Origin of the sequence: Actinomadura verrucosospora (assembly GCF_039540335.1) — a bacterium.
Classification (GTDB): domain Bacteria; phylum Actinomycetota; class Actinomycetes; order Streptosporangiales; family Streptosporangiaceae; genus Spirillospora; species Spirillospora verrucosospora.
The window spans coordinates 76,864-90,561 of record NZ_BAABEV010000001.1 but is presented as its reverse complement, the minus strand read 5'-3'; the positions used below and the strand labels follow the sequence as shown (position 1 = coordinate 90,561).

General features: G+C 72.6%; 14 protein-coding genes. 9 read left to right on the top strand and 5 right to left on the bottom strand.

Annotated features, from left to right (window positions below):
- Positions 1-40: 40 nt before the first annotated feature.
- Positions 41-2,017, bottom strand: a complete 1,977-nt coding sequence (locus ABD944_RS00455; RefSeq protein ID WP_345171100.1) for a serine/threonine protein kinase — start codon at positions 2,015-2,017, stop codon at positions 41-43.
- A 129-nt stretch (positions 2,018-2,146) separates the two neighbouring features.
- Here ABD944_RS00455 and ABD944_RS00450 point away from each other — a divergent pair, with 129 nt between their 5' ends.
- On the top strand, positions 2,147-2,590 hold the full coding sequence (locus ABD944_RS00450; RefSeq protein ID WP_345171098.1) for a sterol carrier family protein: 444 nt from the start codon (positions 2,147-2,149) through the stop codon (positions 2,588-2,590).
- Between the two features lie 85 nt (positions 2,591-2,675).
- Entirely contained in the window at positions 2,676-3,314 is a 639-nt protein-coding gene (locus tag ABD944_RS00445; protein WP_345171096.1) for a LamG domain-containing protein, read from the top strand.
- Positions 3,315-3,323: 9 nt separating this feature from the next.
- On the opposite strand, the gene ABD944_RS00440 is transcribed toward ABD944_RS00445, so the two are convergent.
- Positions 3,324-3,689, bottom strand: coding sequence for a hypothetical protein (locus ABD944_RS00440; RefSeq protein WP_345171094.1), 366 nt, complete (start codon positions 3,687-3,689; stop codon positions 3,324-3,326).
- Between the two features lie 126 nt (positions 3,690-3,815).
- Here ABD944_RS00440 and purF point away from each other — a divergent pair, with 126 nt between their 5' ends.
- The gene (gene purF, locus ABD944_RS00435; protein ID WP_345171091.1) at positions 3,816-5,273 is read left to right on the top strand and encodes an amidophosphoribosyltransferase; all 1,458 of its coding nucleotides are present in this window, start codon (positions 3,816-3,818) and stop codon (positions 5,271-5,273) included.
- Complete coding sequence (purM, locus tag ABD944_RS00430) at positions 5,270-6,310, top strand: phosphoribosylformylglycinamidine cyclo-ligase (RefSeq protein WP_345171089.1); 1,041 nt, start codon at positions 5,270-5,272, stop codon at positions 6,308-6,310. The genes purF and purM overlap by 4 nt, the downstream gene beginning before the upstream one ends.
- 212 nt (positions 6,311-6,522) lie before the next feature.
- Here the strand turns inward: purM and ABD944_RS00425 are convergent, their stop codons facing one another.
- Both ABD944_RS00425 and ABD944_RS00420 read right to left on the bottom strand, forming a co-directional pair.
- On the bottom strand, positions 6,523-6,729 hold the full coding sequence (locus ABD944_RS00425; protein ID WP_149260363.1) for a DUF3073 domain-containing protein: 207 nt from the start codon (positions 6,727-6,729) through the stop codon (positions 6,523-6,525).
- Between the two features lie 329 nt (positions 6,730-7,058).
- Entirely contained in the window at positions 7,059-8,141 is a 1,083-nt protein-coding gene (locus ABD944_RS00420; RefSeq protein ID WP_345171087.1) for a Leu/Phe/Val dehydrogenase, read from the bottom strand.
- A gap of 83 nt (positions 8,142-8,224) precedes the next feature.
- Between ABD944_RS00420 and ABD944_RS00415 the strand changes: the two genes are divergently transcribed.
- Positions 8,225-9,145 (top strand): DUF8083 family protein, encoded by a 921-nt coding sequence (locus ABD944_RS00415; protein ID WP_486303764.1) that lies wholly within the window; start codon positions 8,225-8,227, stop codon positions 9,143-9,145.
- A gap of 273 nt (positions 9,146-9,418) precedes the next feature.
- Positions 9,419-9,622 (top strand): developmental transcriptional regulator BldC, encoded by a 204-nt coding sequence (bldC, locus tag ABD944_RS00410; protein WP_012850682.1) that lies wholly within the window; start codon positions 9,419-9,421, stop codon positions 9,620-9,622.
- A 363-nt stretch (positions 9,623-9,985) separates the two neighbouring features.
- On the opposite strand, the gene ABD944_RS00405 is transcribed toward bldC, so the two are convergent.
- Positions 9,986-10,675: a TetR/AcrR family transcriptional regulator gene (locus ABD944_RS00405; protein WP_345171085.1), complete on the bottom strand. Its 690-nt coding sequence runs from the start codon at positions 10,673-10,675 to the stop codon at positions 9,986-9,988.
- A 266-nt stretch (positions 10,676-10,941) separates the two neighbouring features.
- Between ABD944_RS00405 and ABD944_RS00400 the strand changes: the two genes are divergently transcribed.
- The 3 genes from ABD944_RS00400 (at position 10,942) to ABD944_RS00390 (ending at position 13,664) form a co-directional block, all read left to right on the top strand.
- Entirely contained in the window at positions 10,942-12,048 is a 1,107-nt protein-coding gene (locus ABD944_RS00400; protein WP_353833935.1) for a LacI family DNA-binding transcriptional regulator, read from the top strand.
- A gap of 455 nt (positions 12,049-12,503) precedes the next feature.
- Entirely contained in the window at positions 12,504-12,743 is a 240-nt protein-coding gene (locus ABD944_RS00395) for a hypothetical protein (RefSeq protein ID WP_089315141.1), read from the top strand.
- Positions 12,744-12,827: 84 nt separating this feature from the next.
- Complete coding sequence (locus ABD944_RS00390; protein WP_345171083.1) at positions 12,828-13,664, top strand: N-acetylmuramoyl-L-alanine amidase; 837 nt, start codon at positions 12,828-12,830, stop codon at positions 13,662-13,664.
- The last annotated feature ends 34 nt before the right edge of the window (positions 13,665-13,698 follow it).

The following is a 13,698-nucleotide window of genomic DNA, read 5'->3' as shown; positions in this document are numbered from 1 at the left end:
TCGACAAATTGGACGTATTGCCAAAGGTGGCAGAAGGAGGTCAGGCCCGGCTGAGCCGTCCGCCGTAGCCGAGGTTCGTTCCCGGCTTCGTCCACGTGTACTGGAGCGTCCCGTCCGGCTGCCGGGTGACCTGGACGACCCCGGACGTGCACGGCTTGCCGATCTCCAGGTTCATCCTGAGCGCGCTCTCGGTGCCCCGCGCGAGCCGGAGGGTGCCGTTGCAGTTCTCCCGCGGGTACAGGGCGCGCCCCGTCGTCCCGCCGGTCTCGAACGTGATCTGCACCGGGAAGGACGCGTTGCGGCCCGTGTTGACCACCGTCCCCTTCCATGTCCCCGCGAAGGAGGCCGGGATCGTGGTGACCGGGCGGTTGTCGGACGTGTTGGTGCTGTCGGGCGGCGACCCGTCGTCGTCGGCCTTCAGCTGGGGCCACAGCACCAGGGCGATGATGGCGATGCCGACGCTGACGCCGATGACCAGCGACAGCGCCAGGCCGAGGACGTGGTTGCCGGGCCGCCGCATCTTCGCGAGGGCCGCGAAGGGCGAGGAGCGGACCGGGGAGCGGTGCCCGCCGCCGCCCTCGCGGCCGTGGCCCAGCCCCGGGACGAGGGGGTTCGGCGCGGTGGGGTCCGGCGGGGCGGGCATGTCGACGGAGTCGAAAGTGGTGGTCCGGTCGGAGTCGAAAGTGGCGGTCCGGTCGGCGTCGAAGATGGCGGTCCGGTCGCCGCCGACGGCGTCGAACCGCGCGGTCTGATCGGCCTGCTCCGGCTCGCCCGCGCGGGCGAGCTGCTCGGTCCGGTTCGGGCCGACCGCGTCGAAGGTCGCGGTCGCCTCGAACGCGGCGGGATCCAGCTCGGCGGCGGGCGGCTCGGGCTGCGGCTCGTGCTCCGGACGCGCGCGGCGGGAGCGCGCGAGCTTCCCGAGCAGCGGCACGGAAGGCGATGCGGACTCCAGCGGCGGGCCCACCGGCGGGCCGGGCGGGGGGACGGGAGGCGGGCCGGGAGGCGGGCCGGGAGGCGGGCCCGCCGGCGCGGCGGGGCCTGGCGCGAACCCGGCCGGGGGCGCCGCTCCCATGGGGCTGCCCGGGACGTTCACGGGCGGACGCGGCGGCGGCGCGACCCGGGGAAGGGTGTGGCGGACCATCACGCCCGTCGCGAGGGCCCGGCCCTCCTCGACCATCGAGGCCGGCAGGCGCTCGACGAGCTCGCCGCCCGCGCCCAGCAGTCGTTCGAGGATCGTCCTGGCCATCGGGCGTTCGGCCGGGTCCTTGACCAGGGCGGCCGTCACCACCTCGCGCAGGGAGTCGGGCACCGCCGACAGGTCGGCCTCGTCGTAGACGATCCGCTGCATCACCTCGGACGGCGAGCCCTCGCCGAACGGCGGCCTGCCCGCGGCGGCGAACAGCACGGTCGACGCCCACGCGAACACGTCGGCGGCGGGGCCGATGCCCATGCCGCTGAGCTGCTCGGGGGACTTGTAGGCCGGGTCCTCGGTCATGTGACCGCGGAACGCCACGTTCACGGCCTCCATGGCGTGCGCGATGGCGAAGTCGCTCATCCGGGGGCCGCCACGGCCGAGGAGGACGTTCCCGGGTTTCAGGTCGTGGTGGACGGCGCCCGCGCGGTGGACGGCGGCCAGGGCGATCGCCATGCCGACCGCGACGCGCTCGACGACGGCGAAGCCGCGCGCGCCCTCCTCGTCCACGAGCTGCTGGAGGGACGGCCCGTCCACCCACTCGCTCACCACGTAGGGGCGGTCGCCCTCCACGTCGGCGTGCAGGATCGCCGCCGTGCAGAACCCGGAGACCTTGCGGGCCGGGGCGAACGCGTCGGCGAACCGCGAGCGCGCGACCGGCTCGCCGCTCAGCCGCACGTGCAGGACCTTCACGGCGACGGGGTGCCCGGAGGGATCCCTGCCGAGGAAGACGGCGCCCTGCTCGCCGACGCCGAGCCGTCCCGTGATCTCGAACGAGCCGAGCCGTCTCGGGTCGCCCGGCTGCAGGGGCAGCGCCTCGGGCATCTGACGAACCTCCGTCTCCTCCGGGGACGGCGTCCCCGGCCTCCCCGTCTCCTGCACCCCCATGCCTGGCACCGGGGTCCTTTCTACCGCCTGCGCGGTACCGAGGCTGACCCGGTAGCGTCATGCGCGATGCCGCGAACACCGCTTTCCTCCGCCGTCCTGAACGAGCAGCGCGCCGCGCTCGGGCTGGCGCCCTACACCGGCCCGGACGAGCCCGCCGCGCTGCGCCGCGCGGCTCTGGACACGGTCCTCGCCGGCGTCGAGTCGGGCGGCGCCGAACCGAGCCGTCCGGTGGTCAGGGGAGCGGTGCGGTACCTGCTCGACCGGCTGGCCGAGCTGGCCCCCGGCCGTTCGGTGGAGGTCCGCGTCCCCCCGCACGCCGCCGTTCAGTGCATCGACGGCCCGCACCATACCCGGGGTACGCCACCGAATGTGGTGGAGATGGACGCCGCCACCTGGATCGCGCTGGCCACCGGCCGTCTCACCTGGCAGGACGCGACCGCGAACGGACGGGTGCGGGCGAGCGGCCCGCGCGCCGACCTGACGCCCCACCTCCCGCTGCCCCTCGGCTGACGCTCCTCGACGGATGGGCCCCTCGACGCGGCGGGGAGGCGCGCATAGCGTGCGCGGGTGACGCGCCCTACCGGAGGTGATCCCCGTGCTGATCGCGCACTGGACGTTCGACGCCGGCACCGTGGACGGCCGCCGGGCCGCCGACACCGCCGGAACCGCCCCCGCCGCCGAACTGGCGGACGGCGCCCGGATCGTCCCGGGACGGGACGGGGAGGCGCTGTCGCTCGGCGAGCACGACCGCGCCGTGATCCCCGGGGCGCCGCAGCTCGTCCTCAGCCAGATCTTCGGGTTCAGCCTGGCCTTCTTCGTCCGGGTCGACGAGGGGCCCACCGGCGAGTGGCGCAGCATCCTCTACAAGCCGGTCGCCGAGAACGACGCGCGCGGCCTCGGCCTCTGGCTGTACCCGGACGCGATGAGGCTGCGCGTCCAGCTGTTCACCGTCAAGGGCCCCGGCTACGTCGACAGCCGGGCCCGGCTGACCGTGGGCGGATGGGCCCACGTCGCCTTCGTCGTGGACACCCGGGGCATGGCCCTCCACATCGACGGCGAGCAGGACTCCGCCGCCGCGCTGGAACACCCCGTCGTCACCCCGGCCGGGCCCGTCTACCTGGGCAGGGAGCCCGCCAAGCCCGGCTTCGGCGGCCTCGTCGACGATCTGCGCGTGTACGCCTCGGCGCTCGGGCAGGAGGCCGTCCGCGCCCTGGCGGACCAGCCGGACGGTTAGACAGGGCGACTAGGGGCCGGCGTGAGCGAACGGGAACTCGCGTTCGACGCAGTGCCGCCGCGCCAGGTCGTCCGGATACCGGGCCGCGTCCCCGCACTGGGCCGCTTTGCTCAGCAGCCAGAAAAGCGTCCCGGATCCGATCAGGAGGGCGACCGCGGAGCAGACCACCCCGACGAGGGCGGGGCGCCGGTCGGGGTCGCGGCGCACGAGGGACACCGTCCCGAGGACGAGACCGGCGAGCGCCGGGATCATCCCCGCCAGGCACGCCGCGAGCCCGGCCAGGCCGAGGATTCCGAGGACCTGCGCGGCGCGTGCCAGGGTGCTCCGCCTCGCCGGGGCGGGGGGCGAGTGGGTCCGGTACCCGGGCATGGTCATGCGTTCCTCCATGGGTCGTCCCCAGATTCCCCCGGACCGCGAGATCCCCGTGGTTCCGGGGAGTAAAGGTCCGTTAAGAGATGCCACCGATCGGAGCAGGTGAACCGGGCATCTAGACTGGCGAACGTGCCTCTCCGTGACGGACGTCTGAGCCACGACATCGATCCCTCCGACCGCGCTCCGCAGGACGCCTGCGGCGTCTTCGGCGTCTGGGTCCCCGCCGAGCAGGCGGCCCGGGCCGAAGTGAGCAAGCTCACGTACTACGGGCTGTACGCGCTTCAGCACCGCGGGCAAGAGTCGGCGGGCATCGCCGTCAGCGACGGCTCGCGCATCGTCGTCTTCAAGGACATGGGCCTCGTCGCCCAGGTCTTCGACGAGTCGGTGCTGAACACGCTGCGCGGCCACATCGCCGTCGGCCACTGCCGCTACTCCACGACCGGCTCGCCCACGTGGGAGAACGCGCAGCCCACGTTCCGGTCCACCGACGACGGCGGGCTGGCGCTCGTCCACAACGGCAACCTCATCAACACGCCGGAGCTGGCCGCGCGGCTCGCCCCCGGCGAGCTGACCGCCACCACCGACACCGAGGTCCTGACCGCCCTGCTCGCCGCCCGCGGCGAGGGCGGCGGCGTGCTGGAGGCGGCGCGGGAGATCCTTCCGGCGACCCGCGGCGCGTTCTCCCTGGTCTTCATGGACGAGGGGACCCTCTACGCGGCCCGCGACCCCGAGGGCATCCGGCCGCTCGTGCTCGGCGCCCTGGAGGACCGGGGCTGGGTCGTCGCCTCGGAGACGGCCGCCCTCGACATCGTCGGCGCCCGGTTCGTCCGGGAGATCGAGCCGGGCGAGCTGATCGCGTGCGACGGCCAGGGCGTGCGGTCCGAGCGGTTCGCCGAGGCGCGCCCGAAGGGCTGCCTGTTCGAGTACGTGTACCTGGCGCGGCCCGACACGACGATCGCCGGGCGCAGCGTCCAGGCGACCCGCGTCGAGGTCGGGCGGCGGCTGGCCCGCGAGCATCCCGTCGAGGCCGACATGGTCATCCCGACGCCCGAGTCGGGCACGCCGGCCGCGATCGGCTACGCCGAGGCGTCCGGCATCCCCTACGGCCAGGGCCTGGTGAAGAACTCCTACGTCGGCCGGACGTTCATCCAGCCGTCCCAGACGATCCGCCAGCTCGGCATCCGCCTGAAGCTGAACCCGCTGCGGGAGGCGATCGAGGGCAAGCGCCTGGTCGTGGTGGACGACTCGATCGTGCGCGGCAACACCCAGCGCGCCATCGTGTCGATGCTGCGCGACGCGGGCGCCGCCGAGGTGCACGTGCGGATCTCCAGCCCGCCCGTCTCCTGGCCGTGCTTCTACGGCATCGACTTCGCGACCCGGGCCGAGCTGATCGCCGGGAACCTGTCGGTGGAGGAGATCCGCGACTCCATCGGCGCCGACTCGCTCGGCTACATCTCCCTGGACGAGCTGATCTCCGCCTCGCACATCGCCAAGGACAACCTGTGCCGGGCGTGCTTCGACGGCCAGTACCCCATCCCGGTGGAGCAGGACGCCCGCGGCAAGCACCTGCTGGAGGCCACCCGATGACGGACCGCCCGACGACCTCCTACGAGGCCGCAGGCGTCGACATCGCGGCGGGCGAGCGCGCCGTCGAGCTGATGAAGTCCCGGGTGGCCCGTTCGCGGCGGCCCGAGGTCGTCGACGACGTGAGCGGGTTCGCGGGTCTCTTCGACGCCTCGGCCCTGCTGCGCTACAAGCGGCCTCTGCTCGCGACGTCCACGGACGGCGTTGGCACCAAGGTCGACCTGGCGCGGCGCCTCGGCGTCTACGACACGATCGGGCACGACCTGGTCGGCATGGTCATCGACGACCTCGCGGTGTGCGGCGCCGAGCCGCTGTTCATGACCGACTACATCGCCTGCGGCAAGGTCGTCCCGGAGCGCGTCGCCGACATCGTCGGCGGGATCGCCGACGCGTGCGCCCTGGCCGGCTGCGCCCTCGTGGGCGGCGAGACCGCCGAGCACCCGGGCCTGCTGGGGGCCGACGAGTTCGACGTGGCGGGCGCCGGCACGGGCGTCGTCGAGGCCGACCGGATCCTCGGGCCCGAACGCGTGCGGGCGGGCGACGTCGTCCTCGCCATGGCGTCGTCCGGCATCCACTCCAACGGGTACTCGCTCGTCCGGCACATCCTGGCGACGACGGACCTGACGCTGGAGACCCGGACGGCCGAACTCGACCGTCCGCTCGGCGAGGAACTCCTCACCCCGACGCGCATCTACGCCAAGGACTGCCTGGCCCTGGCCGAGACCGGTGCGGTCCGGGCGTTCGCCCACATCACGGGCGGCGGGCTGGCGGCGAACCTGGCCCGGTCGCTTCCGCCGGGGGTCGACGCCGTGCTGGACCGCTCGTCCTGGGAGGTCCCCGCCGTGTTCCGCCTGCTCCAGGCGCACGGCGACGTGCCGCAGGCCGAGATGGACAAGACGTTCAACCTCGGAGTCGGCATGGCCGCGATCGTCGCCCCGGACCGCGCCGACGAGGCGCTCCGCCTGCTGGCCTCCCGCGGCGTCCCGTCCTGGACCCTCGGAGAGATCACCGAAGGCTCCGGCGCCGCGACGGTTCGCTGACCGGAGGCCCCTGGACGGCCCTGTCCGACCTCGCGGACGGGGGTGAACGGGACGCTGAGGGCCTCCCAGACCTGTCAGGTCATGAGGGGCATGCCGGACACCCAACGTCGCCCGTGGGGTCGCTCAGCGTGAGCGCCGGTCCCCCGGGGCGTGTTCCGACCCAAGACAAACGCCACCGCCCGGCGATGCGGGCGGTGGCGTTCGTCTGCCGGTCAACCGGAGGTGCCGTCCTTGCGGGGCTCCGTGCCGTAGTCGTCGGCGTAGTCGGCGTACTTCTCGGCGAGCTCGTCATAGGAGTCTTCGCCGGAGTCGCTGACTCCTAGTTCATCCTTAAGGCGGTCGAGGTCCGTGTTGCCGGTGCTGTATTTGAGCTGCCGGGCAACCTTCACCTGCTTGGCCTTGGCTCGGCCGCGACCCATTGGCTCGACCCCCTCGATGGTCAGGGCTTTCGTGGGCCCATCAACGCGCGCGTGTACCACACGAACCGGTGCCTGATGAGCCATGCGTCAGTCACGGGTACAACCGTACCCGTTTTGCGCCTGGCTCGGTACATCGACGGTACGTGGCGGCGCCCCTGTTGCTGATGACAACAGTGTATCCGGTGGTCACGTCAACGTGGGAAGGCCACCGTGGGACGGTCGTACGCCGCCCCGCGGTGGCCCTCACAACGGTTTTGCAACGGTCTAATCAGGTCTAGGAAACCCACACCCGGACCGAGCCCTCCGGGAGCTCGGAGCCGTCCGGGCGCTCAGAGGAGGATGCCGCGCAGCCTGCCGACCTCCGACATCCGGCGCTCCGCGAGGCGGTCGGCGGCCACCGCCGGGGGGACGCCCTCGTCGGCGGCCAGCGCGAAGATCTTGCGAGTGGTGTCGTAGATGCCCGCGGCCCGGGCCTTGGCGCGGTCGAAGTTGAAGCCCTCGATCTCGTCCGCGACCTGGATCACACCGCCGGAGTTCACCACGTAGTCGGGGGCGTACAGGACGCCGCGGTCGGCGAGGCGCTTCTCCACACCCGGGTGGGCGAGCTGGTTGTTGGCGGCGCCGCAGACGACCTTGGCCGCCAGCACGGGCACGGTGTCGTCGTCGAGGGAGCCGCCCAGCGCGCACGGCGCGTAGACGTCGAGCTCCGTGCGGACCATGGCGCCGGTGTCGGCGACGACCTCCACCTCGGGGTGCAGCGCCCGGACGCGGTCGACGGCGGCCTCGTCCACGTCGCAGATCACGACGTCCGCGCCGTCCTCGCGCAGGTGCTCCACGAGGCGGTGACCGACCTTCCCGACGCCCTCCACCCCGACCCGCCTGCCGCGCAGCGTGGGCCGGCCCCACACGGTCTCGGCCGCGGCCCGCATTCCCTGGAACACGCCGAACGCCGTCAGGATGGACGAGTCCCCGGCGCCGCCGTGCGCGACCGTCCGCCCGGTGACGAAGCGGCACTCGCGCGCGACGATGTCCATGTCCTCGCTGTAGGTGCCCACGTCGCACGCCGTGTAGTACCGGCCGTTCAGAGACTGGACGAAACGCCCGTAGGCCCGCAGCATCGCCTCGGACTTGTCCGTGGCGGGGTCGCCGATGATGACGGCCTTGCCGCCGCCGAGGTCGAGCCCGGCGAGGGCGTTCTTGTACGCCATGCCCCGGGACAGGTTCAGCACGTCCGCGAGGGCATCCTCCTCGGAGCCGTACGGGTAGAAGCGGGTGCCTCCCAGGGACGGGCCGAGCGCGGTGGAGTAGATGGCGATGATCGCGCGCAGACCGCTGGCCTCGTCCTGGCAGAAGACGACCTGCTCGTGTCGGGGTTCGGTGCCCTTGTGGGGCGCCCCGAAGACATTAGGCACGGTAGTGCCCTCCTCTCTGTCTCTAAGATCAGCCTAGGGCGCGCGATGGCGCCACGCCCGACCGGATCTCATGTCACGATGCGATGGTGCTTCCGTACGCGGCGTACCTACGGGTTTATGAACCGGTGACCGCCTTCCCGGAGCCCGCGCGGACCCTGTGGACGGTCTACGCCGACTCCAGGCGCCGTCCCAGGCGGATCCACGCGCTCGGGGCGGAGCACCGGGAGTCCGTGCTCAGGCTGACGGGCTCGCCGCCCGAGGTCGTCCCGGAACGCGAGAGCAGGGACGCCTACGTGCGGCGCCTGGAGGACATGGTCTACGTGTGCCCGTGGGGCACGCGGCTGCGGTCCTGGCTGGCGTTCGAGCGCTTCAGGGACGAGCACGCGGCGGGCGTGGCGGCGGCCTTCGTCCCGCCGCCCCTGTCCGAGCGGGTGCGGAGCGACTTCGAGCAGTGGAAGAACGCCGGCCGGTCCCTCCGCCCGCACATCCTGACGAGCACCTGGCACATCCCGCTGGACTGGTTCGTGCCGTTCGCGCGCGGCGAGCGGAGCCTGATGCTCGGCACGCCGGGGACCGGGTACCGGCCGGCGGACGACACGGCCGAGGAGCTCGCGGCCCACGGGCCGGCGACGGCGGCGCCCGCGCGGACCCTGGTCTACGTCACCTCGATGGGGGAGGCCCGCCACCGGGTGGCGGCCGCGCTCCCGGTGGTGCGCGAGAACCTCGGCGAGGGGGCGGAGGACATCTACCTCCTGTCGGCGGGGCGGCTGGAGACCCTCGACCGGTGGCTCGGCGAGTTCCATCCCCGCGCGCTCGTGGAACTCGACTACGGCGGGCTCGTCCACCTCCTGGACGACGCCACGCTCCGTACCGACGAGTCGGTCGCGGAGATGACCGTGGCCCTCACCGGGATGGAGCGAGGTGAGGTCGAGCTGACCGTCGCGATGTACAAGCGTCTCCTGGCCCGCTGGCGCCCCGTGCGGGCGCTGGAGGCCGCGAACTAAAACAAATTTCCCGAATCCGCGCGCGATACGACTATACGTGTCGCTAGAATCACGCAGCGTGACCCAGCAGCCACCGGACATGCACACTTCCCCGCTCTCGCGGGGATGTTTGCACGCAACTACCGCCAGGAACTTGCTTGTTGCGCTGAGTGGTGGCAAGGTTACACGTTGTGATGTCATAGTGGCTCTTTCGGGCCATAGGGGACATCAGTGACCACGCGAGGATCAATCGCAGGATCGCTGTCATCGGTCCACGGAGGAGAGGCCGCAAACATGTCAGCACGTACGCCAGAGGCCGAGCCCCTGCTGACGCCGGCGGAGGTGGCGACGATGTTCCGCGTCGACCCCAAGACCGTCACGCGCTGGGCGAAGGCGGGAAAGCTCACGTCGATCCGCACGCTCGGCGGGCATCGCCGGTACCGCGAGGCGGAGGTGCGGGCGCTGCTCGCGGGAATCCCGCAGCAGCGTTCGGAGTAGACACGCCGACCGGCGGGGCTCCGAGGGAGCCCTCCGGACGCACAGCGCAGGAGGGGGGCGGCCAGGAGGCTTTGGAACGGACCTCGCACCCGAGTCACGTGCGGGGACCCGCTCGGTGTCTCCTGGCCGACACGGGACAACGGTCATCCGAGAACCGTCGGTCCCGGACGCCGAAGCCGCACTGTCCCCGGAACGGGCACCAGTCCGCCCGCTCCGGGGGCAGAGCGCGCTGCCTTCGGGCGACGGAATGCTGTTCCGGGGGTTGTGTCCGGTTGTGGACGCAGCCGAGTTGGATGTCCGAAACTCCGCGCACGTCAACGCGATAACCGCAGGTCGAGCGGTTACTGGTTCGTCTCCGGGCGGCTAAGGGTTCATCTCTTCGTGGGCCAGGCGCTCGAACAGGGCGCCAGTGCCGGGGTCGTGCCTGCCGGAGACCTGCATGATCACCACGAGCTGGTCGACCAGCAGCCGCTCCAGGTCGGGGCGGGCCACGTCGCGGTTCTCCAGCCAGTCCAGGCCGGCGGTCTCCACGGTCGCCATCCAGCAGCGCAGCGTGATGCGCAGGATCGGCGGCGGGACGTCGACGTCCAGCGAGTGCAGGATCCGGTCCAGCAGCAGCCGGCGGATCCCGTCCACGATCTCGCCGGCCTCGCCCGAGCGATCGGCCGGCCCGCCGCGCAGCAGCGCCGTGTAACCGGCCGCGTGGCTCTCCACGAAGTCGAAGTAGCGCTTCAGCGAGATCCGCAGCCGTTCGAGCGGCTTGCCCTCCGTGGGCGGTTCCAGCAGCACCGACAGGTGCTTCGCGGCGCTGCCGAGCGCCGCGATGTACAGCTCGTTCTTGCCGCCGAAGTAGTGGTAGACCAGCGCCCGGGAGGCCCCGGCCTTCGCCGCGACGTCGTCGATCGAGACGTCCTCGGGCGAGCGCGTGCTGAACAGCTGCAGCGCCGCCTCGATCAGCTCGTCCCGCCGTTCGTCCACGCTGAGTCGGCGACGGCCGCGCCCGCCGCTCGGCCGGGTGCGCGCCTTCGCGCCGGCCACCGCACGATCTCCCACCTGGGCAGGGTATCCGAGCCGGACGCTGTCAGGGCCCACACCGAGCGGGCCGGACGCGGGCCCGCCGCCGGTTCCCCGCCCCGGTTGTGATCCAGAACACCACAGGCCCGAACCACCATTGTCGGATGCCCGTTACTCACTGTCGCGGCGCTATGGGGGGAAGGCGCGGCATCATGGCATCTCCTCCTGAGCGGAGGGCGGCGCGCCGAATACCCCTCCGGGGCGCCGCCGCGGCAGGTCCTGCAGGTTCCCCTGGACGGAGCGCCATGTCAGCTGATGAAGCAAATCCCCCGCACGGCATGCTGGGAGAGGGCGCGGTGCCTCGGCCGCGCAACGAGCCCTCTCCCGCACCGCGCGACGAGGGCAAGACGATGCCCGCGCCGAAACCGACGATCCGCAATGTCGCTGAACGCGCCGGAGTGTCCAAATCGCTCGTCTCGCTGGTCATGCGAGGGTCACCGCACGTGAGCGAGCGCCGCAGGCAGGCCGTCCTGCAGGCCGCCCGGGAGCTCGGCTATCGCCCGAACGCGGTGGCGCGCAGCCTGGTCGAGGGGCGCACCCGGCTGATCGGCGCCATCGTCGCCGACCTGCACAACCCGTTCTTCGCCGAGTTCCTCGACGGGCTCCAGGAGAGCCTGCACGGCGCGGGCCTGCGGATGCTGGTCGGCAGCGGCCGCTGGGACCCGATGTTCGAGGCCGAGGCGGTCGAGGCGTTCCTGGAGATGCGGGTGGACGGGCTGGTGCTGCTCAGCGTCGTGCCCGAGTCGCTCAAGGAGGCCGCCGCCAGCGTCCCCGTGGTGGTCGTCGGCGAGCGCGACGTGGTCGGCGTCGACATCGTGGTGGACGACGACGAGCTCGGCGCGAGCCTCGCGGTCGACCATCTCGTCCAGCACGGCCACCGCCGGATCGCCCACATCGAGGGCGCGCGCTCCACCACCGCGCGCTACCGCCGCGCCGGCTACGAGAAGGCGATGCGGCGGCACGACCTGGCCGGCGAGATCGTCGTCGAGCCCGGCGACTTCACCGAGGACGGCGGCTACCGGGCCGCGCTGTCCCTGCTGCGCCGCGACCCCCGGCCGACCGCGATCTTCGCTCCCAACGACCTGGTCGCCACCGGGGCGCTGTCGGCCGCCGACGAGCTCGGCATGCGGGTCCCGGCGGACCTCTCGATCGTCGGCTACGACAACACCCACCTCGCGGCGATCCGGCACATCTCGCTGACCAGCGTCGACCAGCCGCGCCGTGACATGGGCCGGGTGGCCGCCGAGATGCTCACCGCGCGCATCGGCGACCCGCCCCGCGCCCCGCGGCAGAAGCTGGTCGTCCCGCACCTGGTGGTCCGCTCGACGACGGGGCCCGCTCCCGTCCGGTGACCCCGCCTGTGCCGCGCCGCAGGACGACCCCCCGCCTTCCCCTCGCTCCCACCGGCCCCGTGCGTGCTGTGATCCGCGCGTCGTGACGCCTGCCGCCCGGCCGCGCGACGCCGCGCGCCGCGCCGCCGCCCAGCGCCGCCGCGGCCGTGATCCCGAGGCCCGTCGTTCCGGTGGCCCGCGGCTCACGTGACCCGCGCGCAGCGCCGCGCATCGCGCAGGCGTCGCCGGGGCCGGTCATGGGCGGGGTACGGGGACGGTCGATCGTTCCACGAGACGGTGTGCGCCGGGTAAGGGGCAGGCCAAACCTGCCGCATTCGCCGGGACGGGGCCCGCGGCCAGGTGGTTAATGGGACTTCACCGTCGGCGGGCAGCCCCTGGCGGCCTCGCGGAAGGCCGCCGGGCCGGGCCGGGCCGGCGGTCGGGAGAGGGTCCGTTCACCCAGAGGAGAACAGGTCGTGCGTGATCCGGAACTGGTGTCGTGCGCGCAGCGCGCGGCGAGCGAATTGGAACGCGCGTGGTCGGAGTGGCGGCACGCCCGCGGCCTCGCCGAGCAGGTGTCGGAGTCCGTCGCCAGCTACGTGGCCCACTCGATCGACCACCCGTGGGGCCGTCCCCGCGTGGTCCTCGGCCTGGACGCCGACGAGGCGCGCGCCCTCGCGGCCCTGCTGGGCAAGGAGGACCCGCTGCGCGGCTGATTTCCCCGACTCCGTTTGACGAACCTGCGCCGGTGTGCAGACTGTCAGGGTCGGTAACGAAGTCATCACGGAGGAAAACGGCCTGTGCGAATTCATCGGGGCGGCCCCGCGGTCGCCGGTATCGCGCTGTGCCTGGGCGCGCTCGTCGCGTGCAACGGTTCCTCCGGAACGTCCGGCGGCGAGGCGGCCGGGCCGCCGACGGCCGGGGCTGCGTCCCCGGGCGCGAAGGGCGGGAAGTCGCCCGCGTCCGCCAAGGGGGACCCCACGTCGCTGGACGGCAAGGTGATCGTCATCGACCCCGGGCACAACGGCGGCAACGCCGACCACCCGTCGGAGATCAACCGGCAGGTGAAGATCGGCAACGGCAGCAAGGCGTGCGACACGACCGGGACCGAGACCAAGGCCGGCTACACCGAGCACGCCTTCACCTGGGACGTGTCGAAGCGGCTCGCCGCGATCCTGAAGTCCCGGGGCGCGAAGGTCTCGCTGACCCGCAAGGACGACAAGGGCGTCGGCCCGTGCGTCACCGAGCGGGCCGCGCTCGGCAACCGGCTCAAGGCCGACGCCGCGCTGTCCGTCCACGCCGACGGGGCGTCCGCGTCCGGCCACGGCTTCCACATCATCGAGCCGCTCTCCATCGGCCGGAACGCCGAGATGGTGTCCGCCTCGTCCGCGCTCGGCGAGGCGCTGCGGAACGCCTACCACGAGGGCACGGGCATCCCGTACTCCAACTACCTCGGCAAGAAGGCCATCGACCGGCGCGACGACCTCGGCGGGCTCAACATGTCGACCGTGCCGAAGGTCTTCATCGAGTGCGGCAACATGCAGAACCAGGGCGACGCGGACAAGCTGTCCAGCGCGTCCTTCCGGCAGCGCATCGCCGAGTCCCTGGCCGAGGGCTTCCAGACCTACCTGGGCTGATCCCGGGCTGATCGCGGACAGCGATCCGGGACGC